Here is a 12,216-nt window from a genome sequence, read left to right on the forward strand (position 1 = left end):
ATGGACGATCGCGAAGCGAAGAAGGGACTCCGGCTGACCCTGGACCGGCGGGGGGACGGCGCGGGCCGGCGCAGCGGGTCGACGACGGCGCTCCTCGTCGTGGCGATCGTTCTCGTCGCGGCCGACCTCTTTCTCGCGCTCCGCGGCCGCGGGGCGGACCCGGCGGGGCTGCCCGCGGCGGATGCGCGGGATCTCGCCCTGCAACTCGAGGAACGGGGGCTGCTGGCGGCGGCCGGAAACGCCTGGACGGAATATCTCGCCGTCGCCCGGCCCGGCCGGGAGGCCTCGGGAAAGGTCTGGTACCGGATCGGGAAGCTCAGGCAGGAGGAGGGCGACTGGGAGGGCGCACTCGACGCCTTCTATCGGTCGGAGGCCCACGCGAGGCTGCCGGAGCTCGAGACGGAGATCGGGCGTCGGAGCGCCGAGTGCCTCGAGCAGCTCGGACGCTTCGCGGCCCTGCGCCGGGAGCTCGAGGAGCGCACGGCGGCGACGCCGGCCGACAGCGCCGCCGGCGGGCGGATCGTCGCGGAGATCGGCGACTGGAAGATCCGTCGCGCCGACCTCGACAGGCTGATCGAGGCGGAGATCGAGACACAACTCGAGGCAATGGCCGGCGAACTCCCCGCCGAGGCCCGGAGAACGCAGAAGGAACGGATGCTCGAGGCGGCCGTCGACGGCGGGCGCGCCGCATGGCTCGAGCGCTTCATCGCCGAGGAACTCCTCTACCGGCGGGCCCGCGAGGAGGGGATCGCCGACGAGCCGGCGGTCGCCGCGCTCCGGCGGAACCTCGAGCGGAAGCTCCTCGCGGGGCGTTTCCTCGAACGTTCCTTCGAGACGATCGAGATCGGGCCGGAGGATCTGCGGCGCTGGTACGACGCGCACGCGGAGGAGCTCGCCGGCGACGACGGCGTCACGCCGGCCTTCGATGCTGCCCGGGAGCGTGTCCTGGCCGCGGTGCGGGCCGAAAGGGAGGCCGCCATCGTGCGGGAGACGGTCGGCGAACTGATGCGCCGCTACGGCGCCGTCATCCACCGGGAGGCGCTGGAGGAGCCATGAGCGATTTGCGCGGCATGAAAACCTCTTTCGCGGCGGCGGCGTCGCGGCGCACGCGGGCGGCCGTCGTTCTCTGCCTTCTTCTCGCCGGGGGATGCGGCGAGGCCGGGGGCGGAAACGAGGAGACGTGGGAGATCGACCGCACGGTCACGCGCGGTCCCGTCGATTTCCGCGTCGCGGTGAGCCGGGAATCGGTCACGATCGCCGACCGGCTGACGATGCTGCTCGAGGCGCGCGCGCGGGACGGCTGGGAGGCCGAGCTGCCGCGCTTCGGCGACAAGCTCGACCGCTTCGGCATCGTCGACTACCGGTCGCCCCAGCCCGAGCTCGCCGCCGACGGCACGGTCGTCTCGAGGCGGTACTACGAGCTCGAGCCCTTCCTCTCGGGCGAATACCGCATTCCGCCGATGAAACTGACCTTCTCGCGCGAGGGGGACACCCTCGTCTACGCGCTCGAGTCGGACACGATCGCCGTCCGGGTCGGATCCCTTCTCCCCGATTCGACGCGGCTCACGGCGCAGCAGGCCGGCCGCTACGCGATACGCGACATCCAGGGTCCGGTCTCCTTCCCGCCCGACCGCCGCCCGGCGTGGATCGCGATCGGCGCGCTCGTCGCGGCCGGGGCGGTCGCCGCGGTCGTCATTCTCCGGCGCCGCCGCGCCCGGTCCGTCCCGCCGCCCGTGCCGGCGCACGTGAAGGCCTTCCGGCGACTCGAGGATCTCCTCGCTTCCAACATGACGGAGGAGGGGCGCTACGGCGAGTTCACCGCGGCGGTGGCGGACGTGCTGCGCGTCTATATCGAGGACCGGTTCGGCCTCCGCGCCCCGGAGATGACGACGGAGGAGTTCCTCTCCGCGGCGGAGTCGGGAATCGACGCCGCGCCGGAGCGCACCGGCATCCTCCGCGATTTCCTCCGGCACTGCGACCTGGTCAAGTTCGCCGCCCTCGAACCGTCGGCAGCGGACGTCACGCGCACCTTCGAGACCTGCCGCGATTTCATCGACGCGACGAAGGAGGAGGTGGAGCGGACGCCCGTCGAGGGGGCCGCGTGACCATGAGATTCGCCTCTCCGCTGGCATTCCTGCTGCTCCTCGCCCTTCCGGGCATCCTGTGGCTCCGGTCGCGCCGGCGCCCGGGGAGCCTGCGATTCTCCTCGCTGGGGAACGCGCGGCAAGCCGGTTCGTCTCCCCGGCGACGGCTCGCGCAGGTCCCCCTCTGGCTCCGCATCGCGGCCGTCGTTCTGCTCGTCCTGGCGCTCGCCCGCCCGCAGATGGGGCGGGAGAAGGTCAGGGACGTCACGAAGGGGATCGCCATCCAGATGGTCCTCGACCGCTCGGGAAGCATGAAGGCGGAGATGGACTACGGGGGGCGGCGGCTCAACCGGCTGGAGGCGGTCAAGAAGGTCTTCGAGGAGTTCCTCCTCGGCAACGGCGGGGATCTCGGCGGGCGGCCGAACGACCTCGTCGGCATGGTCGCCTTCGCGAGGTACGCCGATACGATGGCGCCGCTCACGCTCGGCCACGGCGCGCTCCTGCGCTTCCTCGACGGCGTCCGCATCGTCGCGAGGCGGAACGAGGACGGGACGGCCGTCGGCGACGCCGTCGCCCTCGCCGCGGCGCGGCTCCGCACCGCCGAGGAGGATCTCGAGCGAATGGCCGAGGAATCGGGCGAGCGGGAATACGAGATCAAGAGCAAGATCATCATCCTGCTCACCGACGGGCAGAACAACTTCGGCAAACGGACTCCCGACGAGGCGGCCGATCTCGCCGCGCGATGGGGGATCAAGGTCTACACGATCGGCGTCGGCGCCGGCGAGGGCGTGTCCACCATGCAAACGCTTCTCGGCGCCTTCAAGGTCCCCTCCGGGGGAGGCGTCGACACGGCGACCCTCCAGCGGATCGCGGAACGGACGGGGGGCGTCTTCCGCCTCGCCGAGGACGAGGCGTCCCTGCGCGAGATCTACCGCGAGATAGACCGGCTCGAGAAGAGCGAGATCGAATCGGTGCGCTACGTCGACTACCAGGAGCTCTTCGCGCCCTTCGCCCTCGCCGGGTTCATCCTGCTGCTGCTCGAGGTCCTGCTCGGCGCCACTTTCTTCAGGAGGCTTCCCTGACCGGATGCGGTTCGGAAACGTGCATATGTTCCTTCTTCTCTGGTCGGCGCCGGCGATCGTGCTCTGTCTCGTCTGGGCGGCGCGCATGCGGCGGCGGGCGATTTGCAGATTCGTCGACGCTGGGCTCATCGGGCGAGTCCGGTTCACGGTGAACGCCGCCGCGAGGCGCTGGAAGGCGGCGCTCTTCATACTCGGCGTCGTCTTCGTCGTCCTCGCCCTCGCGCGACCCGCGTGGAATCCCCGGCCGCGGACCGTCGAGCGGCGCGGCCGCGACATCGTCTTCGTCCTCGACGTGAGCCGGTCGATGCTGGCCGAGGACCTCGCCCCCAACCGGCTCGAGCGCGCCCGGCTCGCGATCCGCGACATGGTCGACCGGCTCGAGGGAGATCGCGTGGGCCTCGTCGCATTCGCCGGGTCGGCCGTCCTCCGCTGTCCCCTGACCCTCGACTACGGCTTCTTCACGATGATGCTCGACGACACGGACATCTATTCCGTCGCCCGCGGAGGGACGATGATCGGGGACGCGATCCGCAAGGCGCTGGACGAGGCCTTCGACGACCAGGAGAAGAAGTACAAGGACATCCTCCTCGTCACCGACGGCGAGGACCACGATTCCTTCCCGGTCGAGGCGGCGGAGGAGGCGGGGAACCGCGGGATCAGGCTGCTCGCGGTCGGTCTCGGCGACGAGGACACGGGCAGGCGGATACCGGTCACCGGCGACGACGGGAAACGGACCTTCCTCACCCACGAGGGGCGCGAGGTATGGAGCCGGCTCGACGCGGCGACCCTGCGCGAGATGGTCAACCGGACGCCGGGCGGACGCTACCTGAACGTGGCAACGGGAGCGATCGATCTCGGCGACGTCTACACGAAACTGATCGCGGGGGAGGAGAAGCGGGAGATCGAATCGATGACGGTCAAGCTCTACGAGGAGAAGTACCAGATATTCCTCGCCGTCGCGCTCTTCTTCCTTCTGGCGGAGATGCTCGTCGACGAGCGGAGGAGGGCCGTACGGTGAAGGCGATCCGCAGCGCCATGCTCGTCGCCGCGGCCGCGACGCTTCTCGTGGCCGCCGCCGCCCCGCCCACGGCGGCCGATTCGTCGCGCCGCCTCGTTTCCCGCGGGAACGGGCTCTTGAGGAAGGGGGACGCCGACGGGGCGATCGAGCAGTACGAACGGGCGTCGGTCGACGCGCCGGAATCGCCGGTCGTCGGCTTCAACATCGGCGCCGCTCTCTTCCGGAAGGGAGAGTTCGCCTCGGCGCGCGAACGCTTCGTCGAGGCGGCCGAAAAGACGAGGGAACTGGACCTCGAGGCCGCGGCGTGGTACAACGCGGGGAACTGCGCCTTCCGCGAGGGGCAGCGCATGCTCGACGGCGATCTCGGCCAGGCGCTCGAGCGGTTCCAGGAGAGCGTTCGCTTCTACGCCGCCGCCCTCGAGAAGGACGGGACCCTCGAGGACGCGGCCTGGAACCTCGAGCTGGCGCGTCTCTCCGTCAAGGACGTCCTCGACCGGATCGAGCGGCAGCGCGAGGAGATGAAGGCCGGACAGGAGGCGCTCCGCGAGGTGGCGGATTCGCTCGTCGCGCTCGCAGAACGCCAGCGCGGGGAGACGGCGGCGAGCGACAGTCTCGCCCTCTCGCCGGACACCTCGGACGCGAACTGGCGGCAGGGCGTCGAGGCGGGGGCGCGGGCGCAGCGATCGATCGGGGAGGGGGTCGACCGGGCCGCCAAACGACTCGGCGAGCTCTTTCCCGGCGAGGTGCCCGCGCAGATCGGCGAGGCCCTCTCGCACCTCGACAGCGCGCTCGTCGACGGGACGGCGGCCGCGGGCGACCTGGACGCGGCGGATCCCGGCGCGGCGGCGGGTGAGCAGCGCGACGCGCTGATACAGCTGATGAAGGCCATCCAGGCGCTCGCCGGCGACGGATCGGGCGGGGAAAACGGGGGCGACCGGAAGGGGAACGGGCAAGAGGAGGACGGGCAGGGGCGGCAGCCGCCGCCGCAGCAGGAGCAGCAGGCGCGGGAGGGACAGGCCCGGGACGAGACGGCCCGGGGCATCATCGACGAGGAGAAGGAGAGCCGGAAGGAGCGGCGCCGCTCGGCGGGAGGGTACCGGTCGGTCGACCGGGACTGGTGACGCGGGGCGCGCCCGACGGAACGAACGGATCATGAACCCGACGATACGTATCATATCGGCGATCTTCCTGGCGGTCGCGATCGCGGCGCCCCTCGCGGCGCAGGACGTGGAGGTCCGCATCGAGGTGGAGACGCGGGACGTCTACGCGGGGGAGTCCTTTCTCGCGCAGATCGTCGTCGACGGGGCCGACGACGTCGAACCTCCCGATCTCGGCGAACTCGACGGGTTCTCGGTGGAGTATCTCGGCGGCAGCAACAACAGCAGCCAGCAGATCGCGATCGTGAACGGCAGGATGCAGCGGACCGTGCAGAAGAGCTTCCTCTTCACGTGGCGGCTCACGCCGACGCGCGTCGGCCGTCTCGTCATTCCCGCGATCGACGTCAGGGCGGGCGGCGGTTCCTTCCGCACGCGCCCCGTGTCGATCTCGGCGCGCAGGCCGGAGGAGACGGAGGACTTCAAGCTGCGTATCAGGCTCTCGCGCGAGACCTGCTACGTCGGCGAGCCGGTCGTCCTCTCGGTCACCTGGTACCTGCGGCGCGACGTCCAGGATTTCAGCTTCACCGCGCCGCTTCTGGAGAGCGCCGATTTCCGGTTCGCCGACCCCGAGGTGGAGATCGATCCGAACCGCCGGTATTTCCGCGTTCCGCTCGGCGGCGGCGAGACGATCGCCGAGAAGGGGAAGGGGATCCTCGACGGCGAGAATTACGCCACGCTGTCCTTCAGGAAGGCGGTGATCCCCCTGCGCGCGGGGACCTTCGACATTCCCCCGATCATCGTGCAGTGCGAGGCGGGCACGGGGATCAGCGGGCGCGGCGACCTGTTCGACCGGTTCTTCAATGACGATTTCTTCCGCACGAGCCGGACGCGGCCGCAGAAGTACGTCGTTCCGTCGAACGAGCTCCTGCTCGACGTGAAGCCGCTCCCGCGGGAGGGGCGACCGGCGGGGTTCGCCGGGCACGTCGGCGAGTACCGCATCTCGACGACCGCCGAGCCGACCGAGGTGAACGTGGGCGATCCGATCACGCTGACGATCGTCCTCGAGGGGCCCGATTATCTCGGGGGAGTCGATCTGCCGCCACTCGCGGGACGGCCGGAGTTCGCCGAGCGGTTCAAAGTGCCCGCGGAGCGCGCCGACGGCCGCGTCGAGGGAAAACGGAAGATCTTCACGCAGACGCTCCGCGCGCTCGACGACGAAGTCGACGAGATCCCGCCGGTGCGGCTCGACTACTTCGATACGGCGGAGCGGCGGTACGAGACGGCGGCGAGCGAGCCGATCCCGCTCGTCGTGAGGCCGACGCGCGTCGTCACCGCGAGCGACGCCGAGGGCGTCGCGGGGAGCCCGGCCGCCGCGCCGATCGAGCGCTGGAAGGAAGGGATCGCCTACAACTACGAGGGGCCCGGGGTGACGGAGGCGCAGCCGCTGGGGCCAGGCGCCCTTCTCGCGCATCCGGCGCGGCTCGCGCTGCTCGTCGCGCCGCCGGCCGTGTACGCGCTGCTGCTCGGCGGTCTGCTGGTCTCGCGGCGCCGCCGCTCCGATCCCGCGGGGAGGCGGGCGCGAAGCGCCTTCCGCCGGCTCCGGCGCCGCCTCGACGCGATTGCCGCGGACGCGGAAGCAAACGAACGCTGCGAACGGGCGCTGGAGGCCTTGCGCGAATACATCGGCGACAAGCTGCGCCGGCCCGGCGCCACCCTGACGGCCGCCGACATCGAGCGGCTGCTCGCCGGACGGGGGGTGTCGGCGGAGACGATCCGCGTCGTCGTCGGTGTCATCGGCACCTGCGAGATGGGATCGTACGCGGGAGGCCTCTCGGCGGGGGAGGACGGCGGAGAGCTCGCGGGACGGGTCGCCGAAGCGGCCGGACTCGTCGAAAAGGAGCTGGGATGAGCGTGATGCGATCCGGGCCGGCCGTCGCCATGCTCGCCGCGATGCTGCTCGCGGCCTCGGCCGGGGCTGCCCGTGCCGGCGCGCCGGGGCTGCCGGCATCCGAGATCGATTCGCTCCGCGTCGAGGGGGAACGGTTCTACCGCGAGGCGGTCGAGGCGGACAGCGGCGATCCGGCCGCGGCGGCCGATCTCTACCGCAAGGCGATCCTCCGGTTCGACCGTATCGCCTCGCGAGGCGGCATCAGGAACGGCAAACTCTACTACAACATCGGGAACGCCTGGTTCCGGCTCGGCGACACGGGGCGCGCGATCCTGAATTACCGCCGCGCCGCCTTCTTCATGCCGAACGACGTCAACCTCCGCCGCAACCTCGAGTACGCGCGGAGCCGCGTCGCCGTGCAGGTCGAGCCCCGCCAGCGCGAGAAGGTCTTCGAGACGCTCTTCTTCCTGCACTACGATCTCCCGACGCGGGCGAGGCTCTCGATCTTCCTCGCCGCCTTCGCCGGCGCCTGGACGCTCGCCGCCCTCCGCCTCTTCCTTCGCCGCTCCTGGGTGCGCGTCTGCCTGATCGCCGCCGCGGTCGTCGCGGTGGCGATGCTCGTCTCGCTCTCCGTCGAGGCGATCGACCGGAGCAGACGGCCGGCGGGGGTGGTGACGGCCGGGCCGGTCGTCGTTCGCAAGGGGGACGCGGAGACGTACCAGCCGGCCTTCACCGAGCCCCTCAACGCGGGCACCGAGTACGTCGTCGTCGAGCGGCGGCCGGGGTGGCTCCACATCGAGCTGGAGAGCGGCGCGCGCGGCTGGATGCCCGAGGGCGCCGGGGAAGCGGTTTTCCCGGCCGACTGAGCGTCCGTTCCGCCCGCGATCCCGCCGATCGTCGTTGCCCTTCCGCCGCTCTTCGCGTAGAGTCGGTTCGTATCGGGCGAAGAAAACCGGAACGGAAAGGAGCCGATGGCATGAAGGGATACCGCACGATGGCGGCCGCGCTGATCGCGGCGGCCGTGCTGGCCGCCGCGGGCGCCGCGTTGGCCGGCGACACGGCGGGGCTCACCCCCGGCGAGATCGCCGATCTCGAGAAGTCGCTCGTCGTCGACGCGACGACCCGGGCGCTGATCAACGCCGTGACAAACAACGACACGCGCGACCTGGCCTACAACCGGGAGCTGCACAACCGCCACGACGACGTCTTCAACGTCACTCTCGACGCGAAGGGGATCACCAACCAGGAACAAACCGGGCGCTGCTGGCTCTTCGCCGGTTTCAACGTGATGCGCCCGGCGGTGATGGAGAAATTCAACCTCGACGAATTCGAATTCTCCCAGAGCCATCTCTTCTTCTGGGACAAGCTCGAGAAGGCGAACATGTTCCTCGAAGCGATCGTGCAAACGAGCGACCGGCCGATCGACGATCGCGAGCTGCAGGCCATCCTCGACTCGCCCGTTCCGGACGGCGGCTGGTGGAACTACGTCGTCACGCTCATCGAGAAGTACGGCGCCGTGCCGAAGAGCGTCGCCCCCGAGACGAAGAACTCGAGCAACACGAACCGCCTGAACGGCATCCTCGACCGGATGATGCGCGTCGACGCGGTCGATCTCAGGCGGATGGCGGCCGACGGCGCCGGCGAGGCGGCCCTCGCCGCGCGGCGCCTCGAGATGATGCGGGACGTCTACCGGATCCTCGTTTTCCACATGGGCCGGCCCCCGAAGGAGTTCGTCTGGCGCTACGAGGACAAAAACAAGCGGATCGTCGAGAAGCGCTACACGCCGCTCTCGTTCTACGAGGAGGCCGTCGGCGTCGACCTCAACGACTATGTCGCCCTCTTCGACCACCCGGCGCACCCCTACGACGCCCTCTACCGGATCGCGTTCTGCCGGAACATGGTCGGCATGGACGACATGGAGTTCGTCAACCTCGGCGTGGAGCGCCTTCGCGAATTCGCTCTCAAGGCCGTGCTGAACGACGAGTTGGTCTGGTTCGCCGCCGACGTCGGCAAGGATCACGACCCCGACGCGGGGATCCTCAGCCCCGGCGTCTACGACTACGCCTCGCTCTTCGGCGTCGACCTCGACATGACCAAGGCCGACCGGGTGCTCTTCCGCGACACCACGCCCAATCACGCCATGGTCTTCATCGGCGTCGATCACGACGACGGCGTGCCGTCGAAGTGGCTCGTCGAGAACTCGTGGGGCACCGATCGGGGCGACAAGGGCCGCTGGGCGATGTACGACGAGTGGTTCACCGACAACGTTTTCGCCGTCATCGTCCACAAGAGGCACCTGCCCCGCGAGGTCCTCTCCCTGCTCGACACCGAACCGGTGGTGTTGCCCGCGTGGGATCCGATGCGGCGGGCGTTCGACCGTTGACGACGGGCGGCGGGAGGCGGCGCCGGGCCGCCTCCCGCCGCGCGCCCCCCTTCCCGGCGCCGCAACGGAAAGCGAGGGCGGGATGTCCGGCGATCACGATCCGGGAGCGCGAAACCGGCTGGGCGCCGAGCAAAGCCGGTACCTCAGGCAGCACGCCGGCGATCCGGTCGACTGGCATCCCTGGGGCGCCGAGGCCTTCCGCCTCGCCCGCGAGCGCGACGTCCCCATCTTCCTCTCCATCGGGTACTCGGCCTGCCACTGGTGCCACGTCATGGCCCGCGAGTCCTTCGCCGACTCGGCGGTCGCCTCGGCGCTCAACGAGGGGTTCGTGGCGATCAAGGTGGACCGCGAGGAGCGCCCGGACGTCGACCACGTCTACATGCGCGCCTGCGGGGCGATGACCGGTTCGGGCGGGTGGCCCCTGACGATCGTCGCGACCCCCGCGGGCAAGCCCTTCTGGGCGGGCACCTATCTTCCCCGGGAATCGCGGTACGGCATGCCCGGGCTGCTCGATCTCCTCGCTCTCGTCTCCGCCCGCTGGCGAGACGCGCGCGAGGAACTCGTCGAGGCGGGCGACCGCGTGGTCGCGGCGGTCGCCCTCGGCGATGGCGCCGGACGGCGGGAACCGGGAAAGGAACTGCTCGGCGAGGCGCGCAGGCGGCTCGGGGAGACCTTCGACGAGGCGCACGGCGGTTTCGGCGCGTCGCCGAAATTCCCCTCGCCCCACAACGTGCGTTTCCTGCTTCGCCGGTGGCGCCGGGTCGGGGACGACGAGGCCCTGCGGATGGCCGCGGCGACGCTCGAGGCGATGGCCCGCGGGGGGATCCACGACCGGCTCGAATCGGGGATCCACCGGTACGCGACCGACGCGGCGTGGCTCGTCCCGCACTTCGAGAAGATGCTCTACGACCAGGCGACCGCCACGATCGCCTTCGTCGAGGGATTCCAGGCGACGGGGCGCCGCGAGTTCGCCTCCGCCGCGTCGGGGATCCTCGGCTACGTTCGCGGCCGGCTCGCCGCCCCGGGAGGCGCGTTCTACGCCTCGGAGGACGCGGACAGCGAGGGGGAGGAAGGCCGGTTCTACACGTGGACGCCGGGCGAGGTGCGCGAGGCGGTCGGAGAGGAGGCCGGCGGGATCATCTGCGAGCACCTCGGCGTGACCGAACGGGGCCACGTCGACGGCCGCAGCGTTCTGTATTTCGCCCGCGCGCCGGAGGAGCTGGCCAGGGAGCGGGGGCTGCCGCTCGAGGAGATCGAGCGCGTCATCGAGGAGGGGTCGTTTCGCCTGAGAGCTCGCCGGAACGAGCGGGTGCGCCCCGGCCGGGACGAAAAGATCCTCGCCGACTGGAACGGCCTCGTTATCGCCGCCTTCGCCGTGGCCGCCCGCGCGCTCGATCGCCCCGACCTCGCCGGCGCGGCGCGGGACGCGGCGGCGTTCGTTCTCGGGTCGATGCGGCGAAACGGCCGCCTGATGCACCGGGACGGCGAGTCCGCTCCCGGCTTCCTCGACGATTACGCTTTTCTCGCGTGGGGCCTGATCGAGCTCTACGAGACGACCTTCGATGCCGCGTGGCTCGTCGAGGCGCGCGCTCTCATGGAGGCCGCGACCGGTCTCTTCGGCGGGGGCGAGGGCCCGTACCGTTTCGCCGGGCAGGACACCGAACCGTTGATCGCGCGGACGGTCGAGGTCTACGACGGCGCCCACGACTCTGGGAACTCGGTGGCCGCGATGAATCTGCTGCGGCTCGCGCAATTCGCCGGCGACGCGGCCCTCCACGCGGAAGCGCGACGGCTCCTCGCCGCGGCGGGCGGACTCGCCGAGCAGGTGCCGGCGAACTTCACCGCGCTGCTCTGCGCCCTCGATACGGCGATCGGGCCGACGAGGGAGATCGTCGTCGCCGGCCCGGACGGGCCGGCAACCGCCGGGATGCTCCGGGCGATCCGCGAGCGGTTCCTGCCGCGGACGGTCGTTCTCCGCCTGATGGACGCGGGGAGGCAGGGGGCGATCGAGGCGTTCGCGCCGTTCCTCGCCGCGATGGACGTTCCCGCGTCCGGCGCCGTCGCCTACCTCTGCGAAGACTCTTCCTGCCGCGCGCCGATCGATGACGCCGCCGCGCTCGCCGCGGCGCTCGACGGACACGAACGAAAGGACGATCGATGAGGAGGATCCCCTGGCAGTACCGGCTCGGCGCCGCGCTCGTGGCCCTCTCGGCCGCAATCTACGCGGCGCACTGGCTTCTTTTCCGCGACGCGCATCATATCTTCGTCTTTCTCGTCGAGGATATCGCCTTCGTTCCTGTCGAGGTGCTGCTCGTCACGCTGATCATCCACCGGCTCCTCGCCGCGCGCGAGCGGTGCGCGACGATGAACAAGATGAACATGGTGATCGGTGCCTTCTTCAGCGATCCCGGCACCGATCTTCTCGCGATCCTCGCCGGCGACGCAACGCGCGCCTACCGGGCCCTCGCGCTCCAGTGGACGGGGTACCTGGGCCACCTGCGCGACGGGTATCCCTATCTCTTCTCGCTCGCCGTGCGGCTCAATCCCTTCGACCCGGCGGCTTCGGCCACGATCGACGCCCGACCCTGACCGCCTGGCGCCGGGCCGGCGCGGCAGCGCGAATATTTCGTTTTACCCGGGATGGATCGCCTGTATACTGGGATC

Annotated in this window: 10 protein-coding genes; all 10 read left to right on the plus strand. The window is 70.5% G+C overall.

Features of this window, described 5'->3' with window-relative positions; translation table 11 throughout:
- The gene (locus JW876_01360) at positions 1-1,056 is read left to right on the plus strand and encodes a hypothetical protein (protein ID MBN1884154.1); all 1,056 of its coding nucleotides are present in this window, start codon (positions 1-3) and stop codon (positions 1,054-1,056) included.
- Positions 1,053-2,105: a hypothetical protein gene (locus JW876_01365; protein MBN1884155.1), complete on the plus strand. Its 1,053-nt coding sequence runs from the start codon at positions 1,053-1,055 to the stop codon at positions 2,103-2,105. Before JW876_01360 ends, JW876_01365 begins: the two co-directional genes overlap by 4 nt.
- Positions 2,102-3,166, plus strand: a complete 1,065-nt coding sequence (locus JW876_01370; protein ID MBN1884156.1) for a VWA domain-containing protein — start codon at positions 2,102-2,104, stop codon at positions 3,164-3,166. Before JW876_01365 ends, JW876_01370 begins: the two co-directional genes overlap by 4 nt.
- Before the next feature lie 4 nt (positions 3,167-3,170).
- Positions 3,171-4,184, plus strand: a complete 1,014-nt coding sequence (locus tag JW876_01375) for a VWA domain-containing protein (protein ID MBN1884157.1) — start codon at positions 3,171-3,173, stop codon at positions 4,182-4,184.
- Complete coding sequence (locus JW876_01380) at positions 4,181-5,305, plus strand: hypothetical protein (protein MBN1884158.1); 1,125 nt, start codon at positions 4,181-4,183, stop codon at positions 5,303-5,305. The genes JW876_01375 and JW876_01380 overlap by 4 nt, the downstream gene beginning before the upstream one ends.
- A gap of 31 nt (positions 5,306-5,336) precedes the next feature.
- The gene (locus JW876_01385) at positions 5,337-7,190 is read left to right on the plus strand and encodes a BatD family protein (GenBank protein MBN1884159.1); all 1,854 of its coding nucleotides are present in this window, start codon (positions 5,337-5,339) and stop codon (positions 7,188-7,190) included.
- Positions 7,187-8,035, plus strand: coding sequence for a hypothetical protein (locus tag JW876_01390; protein MBN1884160.1), 849 nt, complete (start codon positions 7,187-7,189; stop codon positions 8,033-8,035). The genes JW876_01385 and JW876_01390 overlap by 4 nt, the downstream gene beginning before the upstream one ends.
- Positions 8,036-8,145: 110 nt before the next feature.
- Positions 8,146-9,552, plus strand: a complete 1,407-nt coding sequence (locus JW876_01395; protein ID MBN1884161.1) for a C1 family peptidase — start codon at positions 8,146-8,148, stop codon at positions 9,550-9,552.
- Positions 9,553-9,634: 82 nt separating this feature from the next.
- Positions 9,635-11,713, plus strand: a complete 2,079-nt coding sequence (locus JW876_01400; GenBank protein ID MBN1884162.1) for a thioredoxin domain-containing protein — start codon at positions 9,635-9,637, stop codon at positions 11,711-11,713.
- Positions 11,710-12,141: a hypothetical protein gene (locus JW876_01405; protein ID MBN1884163.1), complete on the plus strand. Its 432-nt coding sequence runs from the start codon at positions 11,710-11,712 to the stop codon at positions 12,139-12,141. The genes JW876_01400 and JW876_01405 overlap by 4 nt, the downstream gene beginning before the upstream one ends.
- The last annotated feature ends 75 nt before the right edge of the window (positions 12,142-12,216 follow it).

The sequence above is a fragment of the Candidatus Krumholzibacteriota bacterium genome, assembly GCA_016931295.1.
In the GTDB taxonomy this organism is placed as follows: domain Bacteria; phylum Krumholzibacteriota; class Krumholzibacteriia; order Krumholzibacteriales; family Krumholzibacteriaceae; genus JAFGEZ01.

Coding starts and splice junctions, on each gene's coding strand:
- JW876_01360 (MBN1884154.1), top strand. CDS start 1: ATGGACGATCGCGAAGCGAAGAAGGGACTCCGGCTGACCCTGGACCGG.
- JW876_01365 (MBN1884155.1), top strand. CDS start 1,053: ATGAGCGATTTGCGCGGCATGAAAACCTCTTTCGCGGCGGCGGCGTCG.
- JW876_01375 (MBN1884157.1), top strand. CDS start 3,171: ATGCGGTTCGGAAACGTGCATATGTTCCTTCTTCTCTGGTCGGCGCCG.
- JW876_01385 (MBN1884159.1), top strand. CDS start 5,337: ATGAACCCGACGATACGTATCATATCGGCGATCTTCCTGGCGGTCGCG.
- JW876_01390 (MBN1884160.1), top strand. CDS start 7,187: ATGAGCGTGATGCGATCCGGGCCGGCCGTCGCCATGCTCGCCGCGATG.
- JW876_01395 (MBN1884161.1), top strand. CDS start 8,146: ATGAAGGGATACCGCACGATGGCGGCCGCGCTGATCGCGGCGGCCGTG.
- JW876_01400 (MBN1884162.1), top strand. CDS start 9,635: ATGTCCGGCGATCACGATCCGGGAGCGCGAAACCGGCTGGGCGCCGAG.
- JW876_01405 (MBN1884163.1), top strand. CDS start 11,710: ATGAGGAGGATCCCCTGGCAGTACCGGCTCGGCGCCGCGCTCGTGGCC.